Origin of the sequence: Chryseobacterium arthrosphaerae, assembly GCF_001684965.1 — a bacterium.
GTDB classification, from domain to species: domain Bacteria; phylum Bacteroidota; class Bacteroidia; order Flavobacteriales; family Weeksellaceae; genus Chryseobacterium; species Chryseobacterium arthrosphaerae.
This window is the reverse complement of sequence record NZ_MAYG01000001.1, coordinates 157,368-182,479: the sequence shown is the minus strand read 5'-3', so window position 1 is coordinate 182,479 and position 25,112 is coordinate 157,368. Positions and strand designations below refer to the sequence as shown.

General features: G+C 39.2%; 24 protein-coding genes. 6 read left to right on the top strand and 18 right to left on the bottom strand.

Annotated features, from left to right (window positions below):
* Nucleotides 1–24: 24 nt before the first annotated feature.
* The 3 genes from BBI00_RS00800 to BBI00_RS00790 form a co-directional block, all read right to left on the bottom strand.
* The gene (locus tag BBI00_RS00800) at nucleotides 25–750 is read right to left on the bottom strand and encodes a hypothetical protein (RefSeq protein ID WP_065396979.1); all 726 of its coding nucleotides are present in this window, start codon (nucleotides 748–750) and stop codon (nucleotides 25–27) included.
* A gap of 83 nt (nucleotides 751–833) precedes the next feature.
* Nucleotides 834–2,180, bottom strand: a complete 1,347-nt coding sequence (locus BBI00_RS00795; RefSeq protein ID WP_065396978.1) for an MFS transporter — start codon at nucleotides 2,178–2,180, stop codon at nucleotides 834–836.
* A gap of 6 nt (nucleotides 2,181–2,186) precedes the next feature.
* Entirely contained in the window at nucleotides 2,187–3,623 is a 1,437-nt protein-coding gene (locus tag BBI00_RS00790; protein ID WP_065396977.1) for a mannitol dehydrogenase family protein, read from the bottom strand.
* A 163-nt stretch (nucleotides 3,624–3,786) separates the two neighbouring features.
* On the opposite strand from BBI00_RS00790, the gene BBI00_RS00785 reads away from it, so the two are divergent.
* Entirely contained in the window at nucleotides 3,787–4,791 is a 1,005-nt protein-coding gene (locus tag BBI00_RS00785) for a LacI family DNA-binding transcriptional regulator (protein WP_065396976.1), read from the top strand.
* Between the two features lie 238 nt (nucleotides 4,792–5,029).
* Complete coding sequence (gene lgt, locus BBI00_RS00780) at nucleotides 5,030–5,866, top strand: prolipoprotein diacylglyceryl transferase (RefSeq protein ID WP_065396975.1); 837 nt, start codon at nucleotides 5,030–5,032, stop codon at nucleotides 5,864–5,866.
* A 113-nt stretch (nucleotides 5,867–5,979) separates the two neighbouring features.
* Here lgt and BBI00_RS00775 read toward each other — a convergent pair whose 3' ends face one another.
* On the bottom strand, nucleotides 5,980–6,735 hold the full coding sequence (locus BBI00_RS00775; RefSeq protein WP_065396974.1) for an SDR family oxidoreductase: 756 nt from the start codon (nucleotides 6,733–6,735) through the stop codon (nucleotides 5,980–5,982).
* Between the two features lie 723 nt (nucleotides 6,736–7,458).
* On the opposite strand from BBI00_RS00775, the gene BBI00_RS00770 reads away from it, so the two are divergent.
* On the top strand, nucleotides 7,459–7,887 hold the full coding sequence (locus BBI00_RS00770) for a cold shock domain-containing protein (RefSeq protein WP_065396973.1): 429 nt from the start codon (nucleotides 7,459–7,461) through the stop codon (nucleotides 7,885–7,887).
* Nucleotides 7,888–8,130: 243 nt separating this feature from the next.
* On the opposite strand, the gene BBI00_RS00765 is transcribed toward BBI00_RS00770, so the two are convergent.
* The 8 genes from BBI00_RS00765 to queG all read right to left on the bottom strand — a co-directional run bounded on the left by BBI00_RS00765 (nucleotide 8,131) and on the right by queG (nucleotide 17,493).
* The gene (locus BBI00_RS00765) at nucleotides 8,131–9,573 is read right to left on the bottom strand and encodes a TolC family protein (protein WP_065396972.1); all 1,443 of its coding nucleotides are present in this window, start codon (nucleotides 9,571–9,573) and stop codon (nucleotides 8,131–8,133) included.
* Nucleotides 9,554–12,676: an efflux RND transporter permease subunit gene (locus BBI00_RS00760; RefSeq protein WP_065396971.1), complete on the bottom strand. Its 3,123-nt coding sequence runs from the start codon at nucleotides 12,674–12,676 to the stop codon at nucleotides 9,554–9,556. Before BBI00_RS00760 ends, BBI00_RS00765 begins: the two co-directional genes overlap by 20 nt.
* Nucleotides 12,677–12,704: 28 nt before the next feature.
* A complete protein-coding gene (locus BBI00_RS00755; RefSeq protein WP_065396970.1) occupies nucleotides 12,705–13,793 on the bottom strand; it encodes an efflux RND transporter periplasmic adaptor subunit in 1,089 nt (362 codons plus the stop codon).
* A 61-nt stretch (nucleotides 13,794–13,854) separates the two neighbouring features.
* Nucleotides 13,855–14,187 carry a hypothetical protein gene (locus BBI00_RS00750; RefSeq protein ID WP_065396969.1) on the bottom strand — a complete coding sequence of 111 codons (333 nt, stop codon included), beginning with the start codon at nucleotides 14,185–14,187 and terminating at the stop codon, nucleotides 13,855–13,857.
* Nucleotides 14,188–14,398: 211 nt separating this feature from the next.
* Nucleotides 14,399–14,851 (bottom strand): SRPBCC family protein, encoded by a 453-nt coding sequence (locus BBI00_RS00745; protein WP_065396968.1) that lies wholly within the window; start codon nucleotides 14,849–14,851, stop codon nucleotides 14,399–14,401.
* A gap of 11 nt (nucleotides 14,852–14,862) precedes the next feature.
* Nucleotides 14,863–15,507, bottom strand: a complete 645-nt coding sequence (locus BBI00_RS00740) for a murein L,D-transpeptidase catalytic domain-containing protein (protein WP_065396967.1) — start codon at nucleotides 15,505–15,507, stop codon at nucleotides 14,863–14,865.
* A gap of 3 nt (nucleotides 15,508–15,510) precedes the next feature.
* The gene (locus BBI00_RS00735; RefSeq protein WP_065396966.1) at nucleotides 15,511–16,194 is read right to left on the bottom strand and encodes a TIGR02117 family protein; all 684 of its coding nucleotides are present in this window, start codon (nucleotides 16,192–16,194) and stop codon (nucleotides 15,511–15,513) included.
* 360 nt (nucleotides 16,195–16,554) lie between these two features.
* Nucleotides 16,555–17,493, bottom strand: a complete 939-nt coding sequence (gene queG / locus BBI00_RS00730; protein ID WP_065396965.1) for a tRNA epoxyqueuosine(34) reductase QueG — start codon at nucleotides 17,491–17,493, stop codon at nucleotides 16,555–16,557.
* A gap of 293 nt (nucleotides 17,494–17,786) precedes the next feature.
* Between queG and BBI00_RS00725 the strand changes: the two genes are divergently transcribed.
* Together BBI00_RS00725 and BBI00_RS00720 are read left to right on the top strand one after the other, a co-directional pair.
* Nucleotides 17,787–18,086 carry a rhodanese-like domain-containing protein gene (locus BBI00_RS00725; protein WP_065396964.1) on the top strand — a complete coding sequence of 100 codons (300 nt, stop codon included), beginning with the start codon at nucleotides 17,787–17,789 and terminating at the stop codon, nucleotides 18,084–18,086.
* 26 nt (nucleotides 18,087–18,112) lie between these two features.
* Nucleotides 18,113–18,730, top strand: coding sequence for an HD domain-containing protein (locus BBI00_RS00720; protein WP_065396963.1), 618 nt, complete (start codon nucleotides 18,113–18,115; stop codon nucleotides 18,728–18,730).
* A gap of 16 nt (nucleotides 18,731–18,746) precedes the next feature.
* Here the strand turns inward: BBI00_RS00720 and BBI00_RS00715 are convergent, their stop codons facing one another.
* Both BBI00_RS00715 and BBI00_RS00710 read right to left on the bottom strand, forming a co-directional pair.
* Complete coding sequence (locus BBI00_RS00715; RefSeq protein WP_065396962.1) at nucleotides 18,747–19,574, bottom strand: GLPGLI family protein; 828 nt, start codon at nucleotides 19,572–19,574, stop codon at nucleotides 18,747–18,749.
* Between the two features lie 72 nt (nucleotides 19,575–19,646).
* Nucleotides 19,647–19,850 carry a hypothetical protein gene (locus BBI00_RS00710; RefSeq protein WP_065396961.1) on the bottom strand — a complete coding sequence of 68 codons (204 nt, stop codon included), beginning with the start codon at nucleotides 19,848–19,850 and terminating at the stop codon, nucleotides 19,647–19,649.
* A gap of 433 nt (nucleotides 19,851–20,283) precedes the next feature.
* Here BBI00_RS00710 and BBI00_RS00705 point away from each other — a divergent pair, with 433 nt between their 5' ends.
* Complete coding sequence (locus tag BBI00_RS00705) at nucleotides 20,284–20,769, top strand: hypothetical protein (protein WP_065396960.1); 486 nt, start codon at nucleotides 20,284–20,286, stop codon at nucleotides 20,767–20,769.
* A 33-nt stretch (nucleotides 20,770–20,802) separates the two neighbouring features.
* Here the strand turns inward: BBI00_RS00705 and BBI00_RS00700 are convergent, their stop codons facing one another.
* The 4 genes from BBI00_RS00700 to BBI00_RS00685 all read right to left on the bottom strand — a co-directional run bounded on the left by BBI00_RS00700 (nucleotide 20,803) and on the right by BBI00_RS00685 (nucleotide 25,071).
* A complete protein-coding gene (locus tag BBI00_RS00700) occupies nucleotides 20,803–21,642 on the bottom strand; it encodes a GLPGLI family protein (RefSeq protein ID WP_065396959.1) in 840 nt (279 codons plus the stop codon).
* Nucleotides 21,643–21,756: 114 nt separating this feature from the next.
* Complete coding sequence (locus tag BBI00_RS00695) at nucleotides 21,757–22,527, bottom strand: alpha/beta fold hydrolase (RefSeq protein ID WP_065396958.1); 771 nt, start codon at nucleotides 22,525–22,527, stop codon at nucleotides 21,757–21,759.
* Nucleotides 22,528–22,534: 7 nt separating this feature from the next.
* Complete coding sequence (locus BBI00_RS00690; RefSeq protein ID WP_065399563.1) at nucleotides 22,535–23,479, bottom strand: NAD(P)H-dependent flavin oxidoreductase; 945 nt, start codon at nucleotides 23,477–23,479, stop codon at nucleotides 22,535–22,537.
* Between the two features lie 224 nt (nucleotides 23,480–23,703).
* Entirely contained in the window at nucleotides 23,704–25,071 is a 1,368-nt protein-coding gene (locus tag BBI00_RS00685; protein WP_065396957.1) for a peptidylprolyl isomerase, read from the bottom strand.
* Nucleotides 25,072–25,112 lie beyond the last annotated feature (41 nt).

The window sequence follows — 25,112 nt, the reverse complement described above, 5'->3', positions numbered from 1 at the left end:
TTTACTCCTTTGAATGTCCCTGGCTCAGAATGAATAGGCCTGTACAGAAAACTGAAGAAAAGCATTGTTGCTGACAGGATTCCACATTCCCCATATACCTATAGGAATTTTATATCCCTGAATGGTAAAGGATTTTGAAATGATGAGGCTGATCTCATTGAAGCCTGCTTCCTTAGCAAAAAAATTATTCTTTTCTCCCTTGTTGTTCAATGCAAAACCATATCCTATTCTTCCGCGGACTTCAAGGTTCTCTTTTTTGTATACAGGATATTCCCCGGAAACAAATGAGGAGTATTTATTCTCCGTGTTTTCACTGTTCCGGTCTCTCCCGAAAACTATGGTATTCCAGCTTAGTACCAAAGGAAATTTATCACTTATGGTATAGTAAGATCTCAAATCCCAGAAACGCCCGGTCTGCCCTGCAGAATAATTAAAAAATTCTTTATTGTTGTAAGTGGCGCCCGGCGAAAAGTTATAGATATCCCATAATTCCAGGATAAGATGCTTGTTCTTGTATCCTATATAGTTATTAAATTCTTTATAGGAGCCATCCACATTGCCGCCGGCCCAGAATCCTCCATAAAATTTTTTATATTCCAGATGCACATCGCCGGTGTAAATAAGTCCCGCAGATACTTCAAGTCCCCGCCATAAATGGCTGTTTCTAAGCTGTAAAGCTGAATGTATTTCCTGTGCACCTGCAAAGGTCCCGAAAGCGCAGGAAATAAGTAATAAATAGTTTTTAAGCATGATCAGAGTGTTTTTTTAAGGCAGTAGGTATCCTGTATCCGGTAATCGCATACAGGATACTGCATTGATTGAAAAAAATATGATTAATTAATAAGGTCTTTTTCTCTTATACGTGATCCGAACAGAGCATAGCCCAGCATCAGCAATTCGCAGATCACGGTAAGCCACCAGGTCCATCTCCAGGAACCTAAAATATCAGCGAGGCCGCCCTGAATAAGGGTAAACACAGCTCCTCCAAATACTGCTGAAATAAAAATCCCGGAAGCTTTTGAAGTATATTTATTGAGTCCTTTTATGGAAAGGGTATAGATACAGCTCCACATTGATGAATGGAGAAGTCCTATGGCAACCAGAAACCATAGATTCTGAGTAATCATGGATATTAAAGCAAGAATGGTAGCAAGAATGGTTGTTGTCACCAGCTGCGTTCTTGCAGAAATTTTACTGAAAAAGCTTGACACCGCTCTTCCTACCAGAAAACCACCCCAGTATAATGTGGACAGTAATGCATGAATTCCCAGATCCATCTCTCCGATAATAATATCTGTTTTTCCGAAGAATGTGATCGGATGTCCGGAATCCATCAGTTCAAAGGCATATAAATTAATATTAGCCCCTATCGCCACTTCTGTTCCTACATAGAAAAAGATGGCCGTAACGCCCAATACAAAGTGCCTGAATGACCAGATGCTTCTGTTCAGCTTTTCTTCTCCAACCACTCTTGTGTGGGCAATATCAGGAAGGTCAAGCCTTTTGGTAATGATCATTACCCCCAGTATGCAGATGATAAGAACTGCCAGCGGAAGCAAAAGCTGCCTGATCTCTATATTCTCAATAGAAATCCCGCTGAACATGACTACTGTTACAAAAAATGGTGCAGAAGTAGTACCTATCGAATTAATTGCCGTCAGAATATTCAGACGCTGTACGGGCTGTGTTCCTTTCAGCTCATAGGATGCGGCGTAGGGATTTACAACAACCTGAATGATGGCTGCTGAGGTACCCATGAGGTAAGATCCGGCTACAAAAACAATAAACCCAAAAGGAATGACTGCATCTTTTATATTAAATTTTGCATCAGGATAATGATCACCAAACCATGATGAAAACAAGTACATGAAAAGCCCGGATATCATAAACAAAAGCCCGCGCAGGATCGTATTTTTATATCCATAGGCATTGACCCATTTGCTTCCCAGGGTTCCGTTCAGAAGATATCCTAAAAAGAAAAAAAAGGAAATCAGGGTAGTAAATGTATTTTTCAGGCTTCCTGCATGGCTCAGGAAAGTAAATTTCAATGGTGCCTGGAGCTGCTCATTCACAGTGGTCAGAAAACCTACAATAAAGTAGATAAATGTAATGATAGCAAACGGCAATATGGCATTGTTCTTTTTATGATCTAAAGAAGTTATATTGGGATTTATTTGCATGGCTTATTATTTTATGATTGATTGTAATACCGAGACCACTCCTGCATCTTTTATTTCCTCTGCAAACCGGATGTATAATTCTATAAATTGTCCGGAACCTTTCAGATGAACTCCTTTAAAAGCGGATAATTCCAGAAAGTCCTTTGGATTTTCACTGGTGATAAGCTGTTGATCACTTTCCGTCAGCCACGGCTCTCCGATCTCAAAACCATTACCCTGGTCATCTTTCCTGTATTTAAGATAATGTCTGTAGGAAGCAATAAGAAAAGCGGGTCTTGTAAGATCTGCTCCTGCCTTGATCATTTTATCAAGGTTAGGAATGATATATACCGGAAATTTTGAAATCCCGTCAAAGCACAGGCGGCTCACCTGGTCACTTACACTATGATTGGCAAACCTTTCGATAAGGGTTTCTTTATATTTTTCCAGGTCTGTATTTTCAGGAGCAGGAACGAAAGGGGTAATATCAGCATCCATAAAAGTCCTGATCAGTTTCACAAGGTTTTTATCCTGCATAGCCTGATCTACTTTTCGGTATCCCATCAGAAAAGCAGGATAGGACAATAAGGTGTGGGAAGCATTCAGCAGGCTCAGTTTCATATTTTCAAATGCGGCTACATCATGGGTAAACTCTACTCCTACTCTTTCCCAGGCGGGCCTTCCCGCTATAAAGTTGTCTTCTATGACCCATTGTATAAAATCTTCGCAGTATACAGGGACCTGATCATGGGTGCCGTTCAGTTTATTCAGCCTTTCAACATCTTCGGGGGTTGTAGCCGGTGTAATGCGGTCTACCATACTGTTAGGGAAAGTAACATGCTTTTCTACCCAGGCTGCCAGCTCTTTATCCTGGGCTTCAATGAACGTCATAAAAGCCCTTTTTGTTGTATTTCCGTTGTGCTGAAGGTTGTCGCATGACAGTATCGTAAGTCCAGCTCCGCCCTGTGCTTTTCTCTGGCGTAAACCTTCTGCAACAAAACCAAAAACAGTAACCGGAATGGCAGGCTTTTTCAGATCATGCTGTATTTTTTCATCACCGAGTATAAATTTTCCCGTTTCCTTATCAAGGTTATATCCGCCTTCCGTGATTGTTAAAGTGATGATTCTGACAGAGCTGTCAGCAATTTTTCTCACTACAGCTTCCGGATCTTCAACTCCCCATATCAGTTCTCTTAACGAACCTATTGTATACACCTCATCTTCGCCGTTTCTTCCGCAGATTGTAAGTGAATAATCAAGATGCTGGGCTCTCAGATTTTTTACTGTTTTTTCATCTGCAGGTAATAAACATACTCCGCAAATTCCCCAATTCTGCTGATCCTTATCATGCAGCAGCAGATTGGTATAAAATTGCTGATGTGCTCTGTGGAAATTCCCTATCCCGATATGTAAAATTCCCGTAGTTATATCAGAAACATCATAATGATAATAAACCATACTCATATATATAAATTTGTTAACAGATTAATCAATTCTCTAAATCTATATTAACAAATAGTTAATTTTTATATTTTTTGAAAAAATTTCAATTGGGAACGTTCCCAGAAATAAGGGAACGTTCCCAATTGCCATTTTTTTTATTATTTTAACCCAAAAAATATACTTGATGAGACGTATTACGATAAAAGATCTGTCTAAATTTTTGTCATTATCTACCTCTACGATCTCCAGAGCCCTCCTTAATGACAAAAATGTAAATGAAGAAACAAAAAAAAGAGTATTGGATGCAGCCGAAAAACTGGGCTATAAACCTAACCTTACGGCTTTAAATTTACAGTCCGGACAGTCCAAGACCATAGGATTTGTAGTTCCCGAGATGATCACCCCGTTTTCCTCGAAAGTTCTTAAAGGAATTCAGAATATTCTGTATCCGCTCGGGTACAGGATCATCATCACACAATCAGACGAAGATCCCGTTATTGAAAGGAAAAATCTTCAGCTGATGGAAGAGTTTAATGTAGATGCCATTATTATTAATCTTTGCCATGAAACCCAAAATAATGATATGTATGAGCATATTATCAATCAGGGAACGCCTATGGTATTTTTTGACAGAATTCCGCACAAATCCCTTGATGTTTCAAAAGTGATCATTAATGATTATATCAAATCTTCATTAATGGTAGAATACCTGATCAAAAAAGGAAGAAAAAGAATTGTCCATATAATGGGCCCTACAGGAATCCATAACGCCACAGAAAGGATGAACGGTTATAAGCGCATTCTCATGAAATACAATATTTTTGATGAGAATCTGGTTGTGCGCACTGACGGAATGACTTTTGAGCACGGTAAGAAAGCGATCAGGCAGCTATTGGCCAGGAATGTACAGTTTGACAGTATTTTTGCATTCAGTGATACTTTGGCGATGGGTGCCATGACTTATCTTCTGGAACAAAAGGTAAGTATTCCCGATGAGGTTGCCGTTGCCAGTTTTTCCGGAACGGAACTTTCATCAATGGTATATCCCCAGCTCACCAGTGTACAGCAGCCATTAGAAAAAATGGGGGAAGCTGCTGCAGAACTTGCATTGGAAAAAATCAAAGACAGTACAGCTCCAAGCAGATCTGTTTTGATGGATGCAGAATTGGTGTACAGATCTTCGACTTAACAGGTATTTTTAATAGATGGCCGGAAGATGGGAGAAAGAAAATGGAAGTTATTTTGAGTGATTTCATTAATGAACTGTCACTATTTAATAATGAAAAACGTGTATTCCTGATGGACAGTACGGCAAAACCATAGTTAATACTTTATGAATCAGCCCATAGAGTCCCCGAAACAGCCTTTCCTATCCGGAAAATCCTATTTTCTTATCTTTGCCTCTTTAAAATCCGACAACAATATCAATGAGTTTATTATACATCAACTGGGATATCAATCCTGAAATCGCCAATATTCTGGGCATTCCTTTAAAATACTACGGACTCCTATTTCTTACAGGGCTGGTCTTATCTTTAAATGTTTTAAAAAGTATCTATAAAAAAGAAAACCTCAGCGCAAAGGCTCACGATGCTCTATTCACCTATGCCCTGATAGGAATTATGGTGGGAGCCAGACTGGGACATTGTATTTTTTATGATTTTGATTATTATTCCCAGCACCCGCTTGAAATCTTTTTACCCATCCAGCAGGGACCTGACGGAACCTACCACTTTACAGGGTTTGCAGGACTGGCAAGCCACGGCGGCGGTATAGGACTGGTGATTGCCCTGTTGCTGTATGCAAGAAAATATACGATCCCGTTTATGACCGTTCTGGATGCAATTGCTATTGTGCTTCCGTTAGGCGGTACTTTTATCAGGCTGGCCAATCTTATGAATTCGGAAATCATAGGTATTCCTACAGATGTACCATGGGCTTTTATATTCAGACAGGTGGATGATCTTCCAAGACATCCTGCACAGCTTTATGAAGCGATTTCCTATATGGTGATATTTCTGCTCGTTTATTTTATTTACAGGAAAAATATATTCAGGATCGGACAGGGGTTTTATTTCGGAACCAGTATCCTCCTTATCTTTATCATGAGAATCCTGATAGAATTCATCAAGGTAGATCAGGTTGAATTTGAGCATGGAATGATTTTGAATATGGGTCAGCTTCTCAGTATTCCTTTTGTTCTTCTGGGATTGTTCTTTATGATCAGAAGTATTCTGGAAAAGGGAAAAATGAAAACGGCATAACACGATTAATAGACAGTAATCTTAGCGAAGAGCTGTTTTGTTCCCATAAAAAACTCACTGAAAGTTGTTTTCAGTGAGTTTCTTTTTTAACGGATATTAAAATATTAAACCGGTTATCTTGTGGTATACCCTCCGTTTGCAAAAATGGTCTGTCCGGTGATCCACCAGCCATCAGTTACTAAAAATTCTACCAGCGGGGCAATATCTTTGATATCGGTAAGTCCTCCCAATGCAGATGCTGATTTGTGATAAGCTACAGCATCATCGGTTTCCTGGCCGTAGAAGAAAGGAGTATCCATTGGCCCGGGAGCTACTGCTGTAACGGAAATTCCTCTCGCCCCGAATTCTTTGGAAGCAGCTCTCGTAAAATGTTCTACCGGTGCCTTTGCTCCTGCATAGGTAGAATACAGCCCCGTATAAGCCGCCAGCAATGAGGTTACGATCGTACAGATCTTTCCGTGATCATTCAGTTTTTTACCTGCTTCCTGTAAAAAGAAATAAGCGGATTTTGAATTGACATTGAACATGGTGTCATATTCTGATTCCGTAGTTTCAGCAAACGGTTTTTTCAGGACCATTCCTACGGTGTTGATCGCAATGTCTATTCCGCCATAACGGGAAATAGTTTCGTCAAAGAATCTGGTAATATTCTCTACTTTGGTAAGGTCTCCCTGAAATAAGAACGCTTCAGCTCCCAGTGCCTGAACCTCAGCAAGCGTTTTTTCACTGTCGGCTCTGGAACTTTCACTATTATAGTGTATGGCCAGTTTTGCTCCTTTTGCAGCGAAATCCCTGCTTAGCAATCCACCCAGGTTCTTGCCTCCTCCGGCAATTAAAACAACTTTTCCATTTACATCTTGTGTTGACATTATTCTTGATTTTTAAATGTTAATAAAGCAAAGATGGATAATAAATGGCATCTCAACATGGTGAATTTTTCGGGAATTGTATTGAAGCTAAAATGATATCGGAAATATTCTTTCAGTGATCTTATCATAAAAAGATTGAAATTTATATAAACACTTTTTCACAAACATCCTGCTATTTACCAGACAGATACGGCTTGAGCGAAGGTCATTCTATTAAACACTTCCTGTGAAACGCTGAAAATTAATGCATTTTAGGCACAACATTTGATACTTTCCACCCGTATTTATACACCACTTCATTCTATAATATATTTTTTTATAATCCTCAGCATGCTGGGGATTTTTTTATAGAAGATTCAAAACAGCTTATCTTCTCTTATAATCAGCCAGTAAAGCCTTTACAGCGATTTATCCAAAAACCATTTCTGATAATCAATCATTTAAAACCGGATTATTCATTTTATTGTTGTATATTTGTATGCTAGTAACCAAGTCACTACTTTGTTTTCTGTAACGACCGGAATATTTTTTATTCAGTCTTTGCTTTTTGAGCAGCCATATTTTTTAACTTTTATTCTTCTATTAAGAACAATACTTGTCGGAATTTTAAAGCTCTGTATGATTGGAACATCCAAAAGCAGGAAACATCGGCAGGCTTTATAGGTCAGAAAAGACCAGATTGAATCATTACAATTTATAGAAACTAAATACTAAAAATAATTTATGGCAGATTCTTTTTCTAAAAAGGAAAATTTCAAGAAAAAAATTCAAAAGCAAAAAGAAAAGGCGCTAAGACGCGAAGAACGTAAAACGAACAACAACAAAGGAAAAGACATGGAGGATGTCTTCATGTATGTAGATGAATTCGGGAGATTAACTTCTACTCCGCCTGAGCAGAGACAGGAAGTGAACCTTGATGATATTCAATTGGGTGCAGCACCTATTATTGAAGAAGATCCAAGAAAAACAGGAATTGTTACCTTCCTGAGTGAAAAAGGATATGGTTTCATCACTGAAGACAATACCAAAGAGAATATCTTCTTCCACAATAACAACTGTGCAGAGCCGGTGAAAAAAGGGAACAAAGTTTCTTTCGAAAAAGAGAAGTCCCCAAAAGGATTTTCTGCTGTTGAGATCCAGATCGTTAAATAATCTTTAATCTATCAGCATATCTTCTACTGATGGAGATATGTTTTGAAATAATACAGAAAGCCACCTTTTCAGGTGGCTTTCATCATCGTAAAAAATAAAAATGGGCCGGTTTACAAAACCGGTAAAAGAGTATTATAATTCATCAGAGATTTAAATAAGGTCTGAGAACAGTAAGGACAGCTTTCTGTGAAATCAGGTTGCTTCGCTTTAAGCTGACAACGCTGCCCTTAATATCCCTATCATTTAATCCAGTTTTCCTCCAAGCGCTTTAAACAGAAGAACATTATTCCTCGTGTTCTGATGCTGGAACTGCAGCAGGTCCAACTCAGCGGTCAGTTTACTTTTCTGGGAGTTGATCAGCTCAAAGTAGTTGGCATATCCTGTAAGATACAGATCATTGGATACCTCCACCCCACGATCAAGAAACCCTACTTCTTCGGATTTCAGTTTCAAAACACGTTCATAGATCTTGGTCTGTTTCAGAATAGACTGAAGCTCATTGAAGGCAGTGGTAATACTTTTCTGATAATTCAGGAAAGCAATTTCCTGCTCTTTACTGGCAACTTTAAATTCATATTTCAGTTGTCCTTTATTAAAAACAGGCACCATCAGACCTCCCAACAGCTGCCCTGCCAATGAACTGGGCTTGAACAGCGTTTCAACGGAAAAAGAATTCAATCCGAAACCTGCTCCCAGATCAATCTTAGGATAGAAAGCCGCTCTTGCCGCTTTTGCATCTGCCTGGGAAGCTTCCAGAACATAGTAATTGGCGGCCACATCCGGTCTGGAATGAATCACCGATTCTACGTTAATGGTCTTATTCAAAACATCCATATTGGTAGGCATCAGGGTTGTTCCCCGCTTCACATCGCCGCCATAACTTCCGGTAAGAGTGGTGATAGCCTGTTCTACGGTAACAATTTCCACTTTGATATGTTCAATTTCCGCAAGCCAGTTATTATTCTGGGCTTTAAACTGCTGTACAGCCAGTTCTGTAGCTTTCCCCACTTCACGCTGTGCCAGGACGATTTCAAATGCCCGCTGCTGGAGTTTATAGTTTTTCTGATAAATAGCCAGACGGTTATCTAAAGCAACCAATTGATAGTACAGATTGGCAATATCTGTGAAAAGCTCTACCTGAAGCAACCGTAATCCTTCTGTAGAAGCCAGGAATTTCTTCTGGGCGGCAATTCTTTTGTTTTTAAGCTTGCCCCAGGCGTCAATTTCCCAGCTGCTTCTTGCTCCCAGCCAGTAATTGGGAGTAAAATCACGATTGATCTTCTGGTCTTCGGTAATATTGGGTGAAAGATTGGTATCATAGTTTCCTACACCTTCCATTGTATATTTACCATAACGGTTCCCGGAAACTTCAGCGCCCACTTCAAGGGACGGCAAAAGATCCATTTTCGAACGCTGCAGAAAGCTGTTCGCAATCTCTACCCTTTGCTGTGCGATCTGAAAATCAGGATTGGCCTGCACCACTTTATCAAAAAGATCAAGCAGATGGGTATCTGTAAAATAAGCTTTCAGGTTCAGTTGCTGAAACTCTTCTGAGCTTGCCGTTTTAATCGGAGATTCAGGCAGGGTCTGGGCCTTTTTAAGGTCAGCAACCTTCGGAACGGCGCATGAAACTAAACTCAATGCAGCCATTCCGTACAATATATTTCTAGGATTTAATCTTTTCATCTTTCTTCTTATTTTCAAGTTTTGCAAAGAATATATACAGTCCCGGAATGACGATCAGTCCGAAAACAGTTCCAAGCAACATTCCTCCTGCTGCCGCTGTTCCGATGGAACGGTTTCCTATGGCTCCTGCTCCCGATGCAATACACAGGGGAATAAGTCCTGCTACAAAAGCGAATGAAGTCATCAGAATCGGTCTCAGACGCTGTCTCGCTCCTTCAATAGCTGCCGGAATGATATCAAAGCCCTGCTTATTTCTGGCTACAGCAAATTCTACGATCAGAATAGCATTCTTAGCCAAAAGCCCGATCAGCATCACCAGCGCAACCTGAGCATAGATATTATTATCCAATCCGGCCATCACCAAAGCAATATAAGAACCGAAGATCCCGGTAGGTAAGCTTAAAAGCACCGGCATAGGAAGAAGGAAACTTTCATATTGGGCGGCCAATAAAAGGTATACGAATAACAGACAGATCAGGAAGATATAAACAGTCTGGTTTCCGGATAAGATCTCTTCCCTCGTCATTCCGGACCATTCAATATCAAAACCTCTCGGAAGGACTTCCTTTGCCACACGCTCCACCGCTGCAATAGCATCTCCGGAACTGTACCCGTCAGCCGGCTCTCCGTTGATCATTGCCGACATATACATATTATACCTCGTCAGTACTTCAGGGCCGTAAACTTTTTCGATGGTGATGAATGTTGAAAACGGAACCATTTCACCTTTATCATTTTTCAGATACAGGTTCAGAATACTTTCCGGGGTATCCCTGTGTTCCGGACTTGCCTGAACCATCACCTTATACATCTGACTGAAACGGATAAAATTGGTCGCATAATAAGACCCCAGCATCGTCTGTAATGTTGACATCGCATTGTCTACGGAAACTCCTTTTTTGGCAGCCATATCATAATCAACATTGATCATATACTGAGGGAAAGTAGCATCAAAACTGGTAAAGTTATTCTGCAGTTCCGGCGCTTCATTCAGTTTTTTAACAAAATCCTTGGTGATTTTATCCGTATTTTCAATGCTACCTCCGGTTCTGTCCAGCAAGCGCAGTTCAAAACCACTGGTATTCCCGAATCCCGGAACCGTAGGAGGTGCAAAAATCTCGATCTGGGCATCTGAGATCCCTTTTGTTTTTTCAGAAAGCTCTGCAATCAGATCATTTACTGAAATGTTTCTTTCTTTCCAGTCTTTAAGGTTGATCATGGCCATACCGTAGGAAGAACCTGCAATTTCCGTTACAATACTATATCCGGCAAGAGTTGTTACGTTTTCCACGCCTTCGATTTTCTTTGCCATTACAGTCACTTCATCCAGCACTTTCTCTGTTCTTTCCACGGTTGCTCCCTGCGGAGTGGTAACACTCACATACACCATTCCCTGGTCTTCCATCGGAATGAATCCTGTTGGCAGGAATTTACTGGTCACAAAAGTTAACCCGACAAATAAGAACAGTAAACCAAAAGTAACCGTTGTTCTCGTTGCAAATTTTGATAAGATTCCCACATACCCATTGGTTAATCTTTCAAAACCTGTATTGAAACTCTGGAAAGCCCTGTCGATGATCGTTTTCTTCTTATGATGGTCATGAGGCTTCAGGATAATGGCACAAAGCGCCGGCGTAAGTGTCAATGCATTAACTCCTGAAATAACAATACTGATAGCCAGCGTCAATGAAAACTGTCTGTAGAATACTCCTACCGGACCATCCAGAAATGCTACCGGAATAAATACCGCAGACATGACAATGGTAATCGCTACTACCGCTCCTGCAATTTCTTTTGTGGCACTGATGGTGGCATCCATGGCATTCATACCCTCTTCCATTTTTACATGGACTGCCTCTACGACGACGATGGCATTATCTACCACGATCCCGATAGCAAGCACCAATGCGAATAAAGTCAGCAGGTTGACGGAGAAATCAAGCATATTCATAAAGGCAAAGGTTCCTACAAGTGCCACAGGAACTGCCAGCACAGGAATCAGGGTTGAACGCCAGTCCTGCAGGAAGATAAATACCACAATTCCTACCAGAATAAATGCCTCGATAAGCGTAGTTAATACCGCACTGATGGAAGCATCCAGGAATCTGGAAACATCATACGCCATATTATATTCCATTCCGGGAGGGAAAGAGGAGACTTTCAGCTCTTCCATTTTTGCTTTTACACTTTCAATAACTTCTGAAGCATTGGAGCCGGGACGCTGTTTCATCATAATAGATGCGGAAGGTCTTCCGTCTGTCTTGGAAACCATTCCATAGTTCATTGCTCCGAATTCCACTTTAGCAATATCTTTAAGCTTTAAGATGGTTCCGTCTACATCTGAGCGGATAGGAACTTCCTCATATTGTTTAGGCTCAAAGAATTTTCCTTTATATTTGATCACATATTGCAGCTGGCTGGAAGTTTTTCCGGAGGTTTCCCCTACTTTTCCCGGTGCCGCTGAAATATTCTGTTTTTGTAATGAAGTGATCACTTCATCTGCTGAAATATTGTAAGCCGCCATCTTCTGAGGATCCAGCCATACCCTCATCGAATATTCTTTTTGCCCCATGATCTCCGCACGCCCTACTCCATCAATACGTTTCAGCTCCTGCAGGACATTGATATCCGTAAAGTTGTAAATGAACTGCTCATCCTGACTGGGATCCGTACTCGTAATGTTGAGGTACATCAGCATACTGTTGACTTCCTTTTCGGTGGTAACACCGGCACGGATTACTTCTTCAGGAAGCTCATCCAGAATTGTGGTTACCCTGTTCTGAACATTTACTGCCGCCACGTCAGGATCAGTTCCCACTTCAAAGAAAACCTGAATCAGGGTAAGACCGTCATTCGAGGTTACCGTAGACATATACGTCATCCCCGGAACCCCATTGATGGCACGTTCCAGAGGAAGGGCTACCGCATTGGCAGATACTTCGGCATTGGCTCCCGTATACTTTGCCGTTACCGTTACGGAAGGCGGCACGATATCCGGGAACTGGGTGATCGGCATCTTCAGCAATGCCATGATTCCCAGGAGTACAAATAATATGGAAATAACCAACGAAAGAACCTTTCGTCTTATAAACATTTCTACCATTGTAAATTGATTTAAAGATTATGAAAGGTTAATATTTCTTTTTGATTTTGATCACATCACCGTCTTTCAATGACTGGGTGCCTTCATAAATGATTAAATCTCCTTTTTTAAGGCCGCTTTCCACCATATAGGAATCTCTCAGGGTGGTTCCGATCTTAATATTGGTCATTTTCACTTTATTCTGCTTATCCACAACAAAAACATAAGTTTTATCCTGAATAGAGAATGTAGATTTTTGTGGGATAAGGATTGCATTATCCTGCTGTTCGGAAATGATAAGCTTTCCTGAGGTTCCGTGTTTGATCAGACGGTCCGGATTCGGGAAAAGGGCTTTATACCGGATGGATCCTGTAGTTCTGTCGATCTCTCCTTCAGCGGTTTTCAGTGCTCCGTTAAACTGATAATTCACTCCGTTAGGCAAGGTAAGCTCAATCTTCTGATGATTCCCGATCTTGTCATTGGCCAGAAGCTCAAAGTACAGGTTTTCAGGAATAGAAAAATAGGCATACACTTCATTAAGCTGGGACAGTGTGGTAAGTAAAGTGCCATTTTCTACCAAACTTCCGTCTTTGTGAGGGATTACGTCAATGACCCCGTCAAAAGGTGCTGTAATTTTTGTAAAGCTTATTTTCTGAAGAACGGCTCTTTTCTCTGCATCGGCAAAAGCATGCTTAGCCTGGGCAGAGGTCAGCTTTGCTTTCACCATTTCCAGTTCGTTATTGGCTACGAATTTTTTGGCATGGAGGCTCTGAATCTGCTTCAGTTCAACTTCTGCAATGCGTACATCAGCTTCCGTCTGCTTTAGTGCAGCGTTAGCCTTCAAAAGTTCCATCTGCAGTTCGGCATCATTGATCTTAAATAAAGGCTGGCCCTGGTGTACAAACTGACCTTCATTCACATAAATATGCTGAATAATACCTCCAATCCTGGAACGCATCTCTACGTTTTTTTTAGCCTGAATATCCGTAACAAACTGGTTATTGACCAACGTATCTTTTTCCTTGATTTCCAGTACGGGAACTTCTTTCTCTTTCTGGCTGTTTTTTTTCTTGTCTTTACTGCATGACACAGCGAATAATATTGCAAAGCTGCAAATTATTACGTTTTTAAAATACATTTTTAAATGTTTAGGTTATAAGATTTCCGTTAAAAGTAATTTGGCATTCAACAACTTAAACCTAATACAACTGAAGGAGATGGAGAAAGGATTTGACACCGCAGATGATAGAGACTGCAATTTCCGGAAGACTGATTTTAGGAATAACTTTTAATATTCCTGAAAAGTCACCAACGGCAGTATCATCTTTACGGGTGGAGTATTTTACGATTTTAGAGGCTGCAGGTAATGCATGCGTGTTCATATCCGCCTCTTCATAAACGTCAAGAAGGTGAATATTACTGACATGAGGAACATGAGGAATATTCTGCAATGAATTCTCTGCCCAATTCGAATTGAAAAGGGTAAAAACCAGTAGGATATAGAATAAGATAAATGACCTCAGACCTGCCATGTCAATCAGAACACATTAGTTTTCGTAAAAACGGTAAGTATTGCAAAAATAAGGATTTTTAACGGAGCAGAAGATCTTTAATTGTTAAAAAAACTTAAACTATGAAGACATTGGTATTAATTCCACGTCATACTGTCGAATATTATTCTGAGATTTCTGTGAAATGGTAAAGTGTATGATTGTATAGTGAATTAAAGAATATTAAATCAGTTTAAAACAGTTTACTCAATATCCTGAAACGGTAATCAAAGATATATTCCAGCTTCTTTTTGACAAGCAGTCTGTGAGCGATTTCTCCCAGAAACCCCAACGGAAGCTCATAGTCTATCGTATCTTTCATCAGAACGCCCTGCTCATTCGGAATAAACTCATGATGGTGGTTCCATAATTTGTAAGGTCCTTTTTTCTGAAAATCGGTGAAGCTTTTCCGGTAGTCTACCTGAGTGATCTCTGTCTGCCATTTCATTTTAATCCCCAGGAGCGGCGATACATCATAATCAATCAGCATTCCTTCGTAGATCTGGTCATCTTCCAATTCCGTCAGGACAACAAACCCCATATCTTTAGGGGTAATTTCAGAAAGGTTATCTGCTGCTGAGAAAAATTTCCATGCCGTTTCTATATCACAGCTGAGCTGTTGCTCACGGAAAAGCTTATGTTTCATCGTACTTCTTTTTAATTGTATATCCACATCAGAACCGGTTTTCCGGATTTCTGAATCATCGGGTCAATTTCCTTCATTGCATTATTGGAAACAGTAGGGCATCCCCAGCCCTCCGGCGAACCTTCAGGAAAAGTTTCTTCATCACTCATTTTATCCCAGGAATGAAAAACAATGAATCTTTTCAGGGCATTGCTGTTGGTGTCTTCAAGGCCATGCATCAGGTATTTTATATGGATTCCCCAATCGCTGTACCCTCTGCCTTCCAGTTTATATTTTCCCAAAGATGAAAGATGACTTCCATCCTCATTGCTAAATCCTGGATCCGACTTCGAGTCATCTTTACTCCATGAGTTTGATCCGCAGCCATGGCCTACCAGATATTGCTTTGAAATGGAATTGGTTTTAAAATCCCACACAAAGAAACGGTTGATCCCGGAATGAAGGCTCATATCAATCAGAATACAGAAATCGGTATTGAATTTCCCGGAGGTACAGAACTCCAATGCTTCTTCAGCCTTCATTTTTGTTTTAGAGAAATCAGCCCCGGGTTTCTTTTCAACTGCAGCCGGAATTTCAGCAACTGGTATTTCTTTTTGTTTCTTCTGTGAACAGGAGCTGAGGATAAAAATAATGATGAAAAGAAAGCCCGTTCTCATTTCTTATTTATAATGCTGAAAAATTCCAAAATCTGAAGGGGTCCATAACGCAGCTTTCTGTCCTGCAGCCTTTAAAGCGTTATTAGACCATGTATTGCATGTATAAAGAAAGCTGTATGTTCCTTTAGCATCATAAAAAGCATCGTTATCACCATACACCGCATCAGTAGGAATCAGCATAAATTTTCCGTTCTGATCCCTGTCGAACTTATCTTCTACAAATTTTACAAGATTTTCATACTGTCCTCTGCTGATCATGATCATTTTACAATCTTCACCTTCTTTCATTGTTCTGTAATAGGTACAGTGCATTGCTGAATCACTTAGCCAGAATGCAGCTTTTACGGCAGTAGAGAATTTCAGATCGGCCCAGGTGGGGGTATCCAGATAAAAGCCTTTGTCTCCCCAGCCGATCCCGATATACTGATAATCTGTTTTCTTTGATTTTGTATCTGCAAAAGGTATTTTCGCACTCCAGTCCTGGAGGTCATTTTTTACGGGCATTACAATATCGGTATGCACTCCGTTGGTATAAATATAGATAGGAATCTCTTTCTTTTGTCCGTCATCTTTTGCAGAAACAGGAATGTAGGGAATCAACAGTCCAAGGATCACGTATATAATTACAATTCCCAGAATAACGCCTATCACTTTCAGGATATACATCAATATTATTTTCACAGTCATGTTTTTTAATAAAATTTAATTTACACTTTTCTGTAAAAGTATTTGTTTTAATCGAAAAAATGGCTATATTTAGTTACGAAATATTCACAAATATGCGTAAAAATACCAAATCCCAGAAAAGATTTAAAGTAAGAGTAAAAACGGCTCCAAAAAGAATACAAAAAAGACGTTGATTTTCGGTGAGATCTGATCTCCTGGAAGTCAATTTTTCTTTTTAGGAAAGGACTTTTCAGCTTATTTAATCTTATAAATCTTTACCTCCTTAAGGCAGAAAATTTAAGGAATGGTCGTTTATCCGCTTTAGTTTGGAAATCCAGAAAATTCCAAAGAAGGGATCATCACCAAAAATTTAAGCTAAAATCAATCTGATGAGTTGTTTAAAAACTCAATATTTCTCTTCAGCCCTGTAAACTTGGTCCTTTTCACGGGTGATTTTCTGAAGATCTCAGAGAATATTTCCTGGGTAAGATCCTTCCATTCTCCTTTTGTAAAGTTTTTTAAAGCTTCATTGGGTTTGAAACGGCTCTGTTTATGCGGTGCAGAGAAGCGGTTCCATGGGCATACATCCTGGCAGATGTCACAGCCAAACATCCAGTCTTCCATTTTACCTTTGAAATGGTCCGGGATTTCATTTTTAAGCTCAATGGTCGCATAGGAAATACAGCGGCTTCCGTCTATGATCTTTTCAGAAACGATAGCATCTGTGGGGCAGGCATCGATACATTTTCTGCAGGTTCCGCAGTGATCGGTGGTTGCATGATCGGGGATCAGCTCAAGATCACAGATAATTTCAGCAAGGAAGTAAAAAGATCCGTTCTGCCTGGTTATCAGGTTGGCATTTTTCCCTACCCAGCCTATCCCGGACTTCCGGGCCCAGCTTCTCTCCAATACCGGAGCTGAGTCTACAAAAACCCGAAAGCCGAACTCTCCTATTTCTTCCTGCAGCTCTGCCACCATCTCACGGAGAATTTCTTTGATCACCTCATGGTAATCTTCTGCATATGCATATTTTGAAATTTTATAATTTTCCAGTATTGGGATTTTCTCTTCAGGAAAGTAATTATAAGAAAGTGAAATCACAGACCTGGAGCCTTCTACCAAAAGTCTCGGATCCAATCTTTTATCAAAATGGTTTTCCATATACTTCATCTCGCCATTGAAGTTATTCTTCAGCCATTTTTCCAGATGAGGTGCATCTTCTTCAAGAAAATCAGCTTTGGAAACGCCACAGCTCTGGAATCCAAAACTTTTTGCCTTGGATTTGATCAGTTGGGTATATTTTTCAGCGCCTGCATTCATAATTTCACCCTGCAAAATTAAGATTATTTTATCAATCTTCCGGTTTTTCAGGATCAGGCGCTATCCCTGCTGAAGCACGTGGTTTTTCTTCACAGCAGAGTAATTTGAAAGCCTATGCTTTCATACCTTAACGGCCAATGTTATTCAAATCGTTTACATTTCTTCCGGTTATGCATACAGGAACGCCTGCTCAATACGGTTTTCTTTCTGAAAAATTTATGCTTGAATTAAGATTTTTTTCAAAAAAAAATTGCGTAATTTCGTTCATAATTTAATGTTTAAAATAAACAACTATGTCTTTAATAGAAGTAATACAATCCGGAAACTATGAATTGATCGACGTTCGTGAGCCTATGGAGCTTGAAATGGACGGAAATATAGAAGGTGCTAAGAATATTCCTCTTGGTGAAGTAGAAGACAGACAGGATGAAATCCTATCTATCGAAAAACCGGTTATCTTATTCTGCAGAAGTGGAAACAGAAGTGGAAAAGCACTGGAATATCTTAATTCTCAAGGATTGAAGGACGGTTACAACGGCGGAGGCTGGGCTGAGCTGAAAGACGTTCTTGCAGCAAACAGAGGAACTTTTTAAAGTTCCTTTTTTTATTCTTTATTACCATGCATTTAAAAGATCGGTTTCTCCGGCTCTGTCTGCCTTTGGATAAAGATCATGAGCGCATCAGCCGTTTGTGGAATGAAATTGAAACAAAATATACCGAAAAAGGCAGGTATTATCACAATCTTCTTCATCTTGACAATATGTTTCAGGAGCTTGAAGCGGTAAAGGATCGTATTTCCCGTTTTACCCTGTTATCTTTTGCCTTGTTTTACCATGATATCATTTATGATGCCACTTCCAAGTCTAATGAAGAAAAAAGCGCAGTAACCGCTGAGAAAAGGCTTTCAGAACTTGGCTTATCCCATGAAGAGATCAAGATTGTCTCTGACCAGATCTTAGCAACAAAATCCCATCAGAAATCTGAAAATATGGATATCAATTATCTTCTGGATGCTGACCTATCTGTTCTTGGAAAAGACCGGGAAACGTATTTAGTATACACTGAGATGATCAGAAAAGAATATTCCATTTACCCTGATTTTCTTTATAAACCGGGACGGAAAAAAGTTCTCAGACATTTTCTGGAACTTGAAAATATCTTTAAAACTGAATATTTCAGAGATCAATATGAAACCCATGCAAAAGAGAATATTGAAACAGAACTTCGGTTGCTGTAATCACTGATCTCTTCTTTCAGTTTACAGCTTTCAACAGGTCAATTTCGATGATATTATTATCTTTTTTGATTCTTTCCCTGCTCAGCTGTTCAATATCCCTCACAATTTCAGCTCCTGTACGGAATTTTCCTGAAGTATCTGTCTGATCCGGAATCCTGCCTGCCATATAAAGTTGTCTTGTCCCTGCAGCAGGGTCTTTTCTATATCTGATAAAAATTTCTTTAAATTCAGAGTAGGTTAGATTTGTATCTTTTGTTTCCGGATTTAGATCAGGATACTGTATATCTCCGGCAATATTTTTAATGCCTGCCAATTCATAGGCATGGCTTTTCTTATCATCTTCTATTTTTAGAATTAATCCCGGAAGCCCATGAAATTTATAGGGTCCATCCTGAACGGGAATATCTGTTGTAAACCATGCTGTCCATTTTCTGCCTGCGAAATTCAATAATGCTTCCTGGGCTTCATAGCCTAAAATGTTCTGTATCTTTTGGAGAATCTTCCAGTTCATTTTCCTGTCATCATCCACCCTTATTTTATCCAAACCATAATCACTGATCAAAAAGAAAACATGATTATTCTTCTTTTCTATTTTGTATAAAATATCTGCATTGGGTATATAAGGATTTCCTTTCCGGGCTTCAGCTACCGCAATGGAATCTTCAACAAGTTTATTCCGGCTAAAAAATAAAGATCGGTTTTCGGTTATATCCAGATACATTAATTCCTTAAGAATATGGGCACTATTCGTTGAATCAGGAATAAAAGTATATTGATACATGAACCTTTTGTTCTGAGCAAAAATCATTTGTGATAACAATAAAAACACTAGGATATTTTTCATAGGATATCAATTGAAAAGAAAATACATCTGACTGATTCATCAGATGTATCTCATTAAACATTCATTCAAGTATTAAACCAGTACCACGTGAGAACCGGAACTGCATGAAACTGATCCGGATTGCTCAACTGATACCGTTATCGTTTTACTGCAAAGCTGAGGATTTTTATCTGAGCAGCATTTATAGCTGCATCCTGTTCCTTCTGAAGGCTGAGAAGGTCCTCCACCTTTTAAGTTCTTCAGATTGTCTCTTGAGATTCTTTTAATTTTGTTCATAGCATTCGGTTTTTTAAATTATTTGTTCCATTATCAACACTTTAAAAGTAAAACTTTACTATATCACAATAATGTGATTATTGTTGCATATTTTTTGTTTTTTTATTGCATAAAGTACTGTATACAAAGGCTAAATCTTAAACTCAGAAGAAAGAATTATTTAAACATTCAGCTTAATACTAAGTGAATAATTTTAAATGAAAAAAGATTCTTTAAAATATTTAAGTTTAAAAAAACAGGATTTATTAAAATTCTGAAGAGCAGCTTGTTCCGTTAAAAAAAATAGGTTCTGTATGATAAGGTGTGCAATATGTACAAATTTTAATTTGTCACAATAAAGGCTAGCTAACAAATATCATTATGATAAAGTGTGATAAGCTTTAAGCAATGGATTTATTTGCTTATTTTTACTCATTATAAATAAAAATAATCTATGAGAAAAATTATATTTGCGGGAATAGCTGCTTTAGGAGGACTTCTAACGGTAAATGCACAGTGTAAAACGGTATCTGATCTTACCGAAAATTTTGATACCTGGAAAGATATTCATAAATGCTGGTCTGCCCAGCCGGGAAAAGCCATGCTTTATGCCAGTGACCAACGAATTGTATTTTATTCGATGAGCAGTCCCGGAGAAAACATGTACCTGATTACTCCAAAAATTAAGGCCGGAAACTACACGCTTTCCGTTGATGCTTCAGATAACGGAGGAGAAACAACCCTGGAGATTTTTTCCGTAAACAGTGCATCTGATGCCAAGTCCTATGTTTCCATTGTGAAACCTTCAAAGATAACGGGAAACAAAAAGACCGTGAGTATTTCTTTAAAGAAGGATTCAAGCCTTGCACTAAAAGTTTTGCTGAACGGTATACATCAGGCCGTTTACCTTGACAACTTTTCACTGCAGCCTAAAAAATAAAACAAAAAAGAGATGCCGGGCATCTCTTTTTTATTATTGTACTGTTTTCAGCATATCAATTTCGATGATATTATTATCTTTTTTTACGTTTTCTTTAGCTGCTATTTCTATATCTCTCAGAACTTGCGCTCCCGTCCGGAAGTTTCCGGTATGGTCTCTCTGATCAGGAATTCTTCCTTCTATATATAACTGTTTTTCTATAGCAGCAGGATCTTTCCTGTATTTTGTATAATACTTTTGATATTCCGCCCTATTGAACTCTACTTCTTTCAAAAACTGATATCGTTCTGGATAGGAATAATCATCAGGAAGATTTGCTATGCCTACCAATTCAAAAATATGACTTGCTGTAGTATCCTCTATCTTCACAATAAGCCCCGGCAGTCCGTGAAACTTATAAGGGCCGTCCTGCATAGGGATAGCTTGAGTAAACCAGGCATTCCAGGTTCTTCCACCAAATTTTAAGGAAGCTTTTTGAGCATCATAATTCAGAATTTTCTGTCTGTCATTAAGAATTTTCCAGTCCATTTTTCTGTCTTCATTCACTTTTATTTTCATCTGGGCGGAACTGCCTAATGTTTTGTAAAAGATTTTATCTCCTTTCTTTTCTATCGTATACAAGACCTGCAGATCCATTGGTGGCATTATCATTTTTCCTTTATTGGCAGGTGCAATCATGGTTGAGTCAGACTGATATTTACGCTGACTGAAAAAGGATGATCCACCATCGGAGACATCTAAAAACATAAATTCTTTCATAACCCCAGCTTTATTTGTAGAATCTGGAATGAAGGTGTACTGATAAATAAACCGTTTATTTTGAGCGGTCAAACCCTCTGCGAGGAGAAAAAGAAGAAAGAAAAAATATTTCATGGCTGATCGTGTCATTTGTCTTTTCAATATACATCAAAATTTATTGACAGAAAAAACTTAATTTTTAAAACGAATAAAGACACCTTCGAAAGATGTCTTGTATTATTTTTTTTCTCAGAAATTTCTATTGATAAATTCTGAAGCTTTTTCCAATACCAGCTCCGGAACTTCTTTGTGTGGAGTATGGCCGATCCCGGGAATAATATATTTCTCAGCGTTTCCACTGACCTGAGTAATGGTTTTTTCAACCTGATCCAATGTCCCGTATTCGTCCGCTTCTCCCTGAATAAATAATAATGGGCAAATAATATCCTTCAAGAGGTATTCAATATTCCATGATCTGTAGTCATCACGGGTCCATGTTTCTGTCCAGGCTTTGAATAGCATTTCAACCTTATCGCCATGATATTTCCGGAGACGCTCCGGCAGATTGGTCGTCCTGTAAGCTTCCCAGGCATCATAAACACCTTTTAAGGTTACTTCTTCTACAAAAATATGTCCGGCTTCACATACCACCGCTTCCACTCTTTCAGGATATTTTGCGGCGGCAATCAATGCAATGGTTCCTCCGTCACTATGCCCGAAAAGAATCGCTTTATCAATTTTCATTTCAGTCAGAAGCTCATTCAGTACATCTGCTTCCAGCTCCATATAGTTTACAGGCCTTTCATGGGTGAGCATTGGATAAGATTTTCCGTATCCTAAACGGTAATAGGCAAGAACGTTACATCTGGTTTTCTCAGCCAGTTTCGCAGGAAAATCACGCCAAAGCTGTACCGATCCCAGTGAGTCATGTAAAAAGACAATGGTAGGTCTGCTTTCAAATGATTTAGTGTATTCTATGTATAATTTTTTCCCTTTTGCATCAATGATTCTCCCTTCCATTCAACTATTAAAATGTTGGCATTTTTACTTCTTCAAATTCTTTTAACAGCTGATTGAAGACAACTTCTACCGGCAATATATCATCAATTAGGGCAGAAACCTGTCCTATTTCCAGCTCACCGTCTTCCATATCTCCTTCAAACATTCCCTTCTTTGCTCTTGCTCTTCCCAGCGAAGCGATCAGAGCTTCTTTATTTCTTCCGCTCTGGTAGATCTCTTCCAGCTCGCCGAAGAATTTATTTTTCACCATTCTTACAGGGGCCAGTTCTTTTAAGGTAAGATGGGTGTCCCCTTCCTGAAGTTCCGTGATTTTCTTTTTCCAGTTTTCATGGGCGCTGGCCTCAGTAGTTGCGGCAAAACGCGAACCGATCTGTACCCCGTCTGCGCCTAAGATCATAGCTGCTTTCATCTGGGATCCCAATGCAATTCCTCCGGCTGCGATCAGTGGTTTAGAAATATGTTTTCTTACATTAGGAATAAGACAAAGCGTTGTAGTTTCATCTCTTCCATTATGCCCTCCGGCTTCGAAACCTTCAGCTACTACCGCATCTACTCCTGCATCTTCACATTTTACTGCAAATTTGGTAGAAGACACTACATGGGCAACTTTGATCCCTTCTTTCTGAAGGGTCTCCGTATATGTTTTCGGGTTCCCTGCTGAGGTAAATACAATTTTCACTCCCTCTTCAAGAATAATCTGAATGATCTCTTCAAGATTAGGATACAGCATCGGAACATTGACCCCAAAAGGTTTATCCGTTGCCTGCTTACATTTCTGAATATTTTCCCGCAAAATATCGGGATACATACTTCCTGCACCGATCAGGCCCAGCCCGCCGCAATTGGACACTGCCGAAGCCAGTCTCCATCCTGAATGCCAGATCATTCCTGCCTGTATAATCGGATATTTGATATTGAAAAGCTGTGAAATTCTATTTTGGTTACCCTGCATATCATGAATTTTTTTTGCCGAATTGAAATCTATAAAATTGCTCATGCGTAAAAATACTAAAAACAAAGGTTTTATGGGAAAAATATGCCGATAAATTCAGTTTGAAAAAACAGGAAAATCAACGTTGTAAAGTTTTGGATATTTTCCCGAAAAATCATTACAGCAATACTGCTCTTTCTTGTATGCCATAAAAAAACCTTCAGAAATTCTGAAGGTTCATTTTATTATTTTTTGATGGATTCTTTCTTCCAGTTAGACTTAAAGCTACAGTTATCATAGCGTCCGTCTATAGAGATAAAAGTGCTTGGCAGTTTAGAATTGACAAACTTCTCAACCATTTCACTTTTCTTTTTATTCAGCGCCATCTGCTTGATTCTGCTAAAGTCTGTTTCCAGAGTGATCTGGTGCGCTGCAATTTCATCTTCCAGTTTCAGGATCTTAACCAATTTTCTTTTGTTTTCTTCATCTTCAAAAGCTGTAGTAATATCTCCTTTATTTAAACCTGCCAATTCGTAGCTGATTGTTCCCGGAATACTTTCTCTCTCAATTTTGTCTGAACCATCAGCTCCCGGAATAATTCCACCGTTGAATTTGGTTCTTTTATCATCTGAGAATTTGAAAGCAGCATCTTTAAATGTCATTTTTCCATCCATGATAAGTCCTCTGATGCTGTCTAATTTTGCCTTGGCAGTCTTAATTTCGTCATCGGTAGGCTTAGCCTGCAGAAGGATGTGTCTTGCATCATATACTTTACCTGATCTTTTCAGTAACTGAATAATGTGAAATCCGAATTCAGATTCAACAGGATCAGAAATTTCATTTTCCTGAAGGTTTAGTGCAGCAGCTTCAAATGGTTTCACCATCTGTCCTTTGTTGATGTTCTTATATAAACCACCATTGGCAGCCGATCCTTCATCTTCTGAATAGATTCTTGCCTGGCTTTCAAAACTTTCTCCTGCAAGAATATCCTGTTTGATCTTTTTCAGCCTGTTGATCAGCTCCTGCTTATGAGCTTCCGTTAATGTAGGATAGATCATAATCTGAGCAAGAGTAACCTCGTCTTTTACCTGAGGGAGCTGCATTTTATACATATTGTAGAAATCCGTTACCTCATTTGGGGTTACGTCAGCTTTTTCAGTAATTCTCTGGTATTTTGCCTGTCCGTAATATTGATCCGTATCGATTTTCTCGATAGCATTCTTCATTTCGTAGGCATTTCTGAATTTATAAGCGGCCAGTAATGTTTTTTCGTCCGGAAATTGAGAAAGCAACTGACGGTATTTTGCATTAGCCTGTTCTTTGATCGCTGCAGAACGGTTCTCGATCAGTGTATCTTTTTTTGCTTCGTATACAAGAAGCTTATTGCTGATAAGGTTTTCAAGGAACTCACATTTGTCTGTATTGGCAGCTCCCTGCTGCTTCCCATAATTCATCTGCTCGATTACATCTGACTCCAACACGATTTCATTCCCGATAACAGCAGCAATACCATCCACCAAATCTCCTTGTTTTAGCTGGGCCTTCATCATATTTGAAGAGAACATCATCATGAAAATCCCAAGAAGAAAAGTGATTTTTAGTTTATTTGTCATTTTACTATTTTAACAAGTTGCAAATTTAGAATTCTTAACGA

What these genes read in the sequence shown, in the direction of transcription:
- BBI00_RS00755 (WP_065396970.1), bottom strand. Translation starts at nt 13,793, where the DNA reads ATGTATTTTAAAAACGTAATAATTTGCAGCTTTGCAATATTATTCGCT.
- BBI00_RS00695 (WP_065396958.1), bottom strand. Translation starts at nt 22,527, where the DNA reads ATGGAAGGGAGAATCATTGATGCAAAAGGGAAAAAATTATACATAGAA.
- lgt (WP_065396975.1), top strand. Translation starts at nt 5,030, where the DNA reads ATGAGTTTATTATACATCAACTGGGATATCAATCCTGAAATCGCCAAT.
- BBI00_RS00685 (WP_065396957.1), bottom strand. Translation starts at nt 25,071, where the DNA reads ATGACAAATAAACTAAAAATCACTTTTCTTCTTGGGATTTTCATGATG.
- BBI00_RS00775 (WP_065396974.1), bottom strand. Translation starts at nt 6,735, where the DNA reads ATGTCAACACAAGATGTAAATGGAAAAGTTGTTTTAATTGCCGGAGGA.
- BBI00_RS00720 (WP_065396963.1), top strand. Translation starts at nt 18,113, where the DNA reads ATGCATTTAAAAGATCGGTTTCTCCGGCTCTGTCTGCCTTTGGATAAA.
- BBI00_RS00705 (WP_065396960.1), top strand. Translation starts at nt 20,284, where the DNA reads ATGAGAAAAATTATATTTGCGGGAATAGCTGCTTTAGGAGGACTTCTA.
- BBI00_RS00725 (WP_065396964.1), top strand. Translation starts at nt 17,787, where the DNA reads ATGTCTTTAATAGAAGTAATACAATCCGGAAACTATGAATTGATCGAC.
- BBI00_RS00715 (WP_065396962.1), bottom strand. Translation starts at nt 19,574, where the DNA reads ATGAAAAATATCCTAGTGTTTTTATTGTTATCACAAATGATTTTTGCT.
- BBI00_RS00765 (WP_065396972.1), bottom strand. Translation starts at nt 9,573, where the DNA reads ATGAAAAGATTAAATCCTAGAAATATATTGTACGGAATGGCTGCATTG.
- BBI00_RS00770 (WP_065396973.1), top strand. Translation starts at nt 7,459, where the DNA reads ATGGCAGATTCTTTTTCTAAAAAGGAAAATTTCAAGAAAAAAATTCAA.
- BBI00_RS00745 (WP_065396968.1), bottom strand. Translation starts at nt 14,851, where the DNA reads ATGAAACATAAGCTTTTCCGTGAGCAACAGCTCAGCTGTGATATAGAA.
- BBI00_RS00740 (WP_065396967.1), bottom strand. Translation starts at nt 15,507, where the DNA reads ATGAGAACGGGCTTTCTTTTCATCATTATTTTTATCCTCAGCTCCTGT.
- BBI00_RS00690 (WP_065399563.1), bottom strand. Translation starts at nt 23,479, where the DNA reads ATGCAGGGTAACCAAAATAGAATTTCACAGCTTTTCAATATCAAATAT.
- BBI00_RS00795 (WP_065396978.1), bottom strand. Translation starts at nt 2,180, where the DNA reads ATGCAAATAAATCCCAATATAACTTCTTTAGATCATAAAAAGAACAAT.
- BBI00_RS00735 (WP_065396966.1), bottom strand. Translation starts at nt 16,194, where the DNA reads ATGACTGTGAAAATAATATTGATGTATATCCTGAAAGTGATAGGCGTT.
- BBI00_RS00800 (WP_065396979.1), bottom strand. Translation starts at nt 750, where the DNA reads ATGCTTAAAAACTATTTATTACTTATTTCCTGCGCTTTCGGGACCTTT.
- BBI00_RS00750 (WP_065396969.1), bottom strand. Translation starts at nt 14,187, where the DNA reads ATGGCAGGTCTGAGGTCATTTATCTTATTCTATATCCTACTGGTTTTT.
- BBI00_RS00760 (WP_065396971.1), bottom strand. Translation starts at nt 12,676, where the DNA reads ATGGTAGAAATGTTTATAAGACGAAAGGTTCTTTCGTTGGTTATTTCC.
- BBI00_RS00710 (WP_065396961.1), bottom strand. Translation starts at nt 19,850, where the DNA reads ATGAACAAAATTAAAAGAATCTCAAGAGACAATCTGAAGAACTTAAAA.
- BBI00_RS00785 (WP_065396976.1), top strand. Translation starts at nt 3,787, where the DNA reads ATGAGACGTATTACGATAAAAGATCTGTCTAAATTTTTGTCATTATCT.
- BBI00_RS00790 (WP_065396977.1), bottom strand. Translation starts at nt 3,623, where the DNA reads ATGAGTATGGTTTATTATCATTATGATGTTTCTGATATAACTACGGGA.
- queG (WP_065396965.1), bottom strand. Translation starts at nt 17,493, where the DNA reads ATGAATGCAGGCGCTGAAAAATATACCCAACTGATCAAATCCAAGGCA.
- BBI00_RS00700 (WP_065396959.1), bottom strand. Translation starts at nt 21,642, where the DNA reads ATGAAATATTTTTTCTTTCTTCTTTTTCTCCTCGCAGAGGGTTTGACC.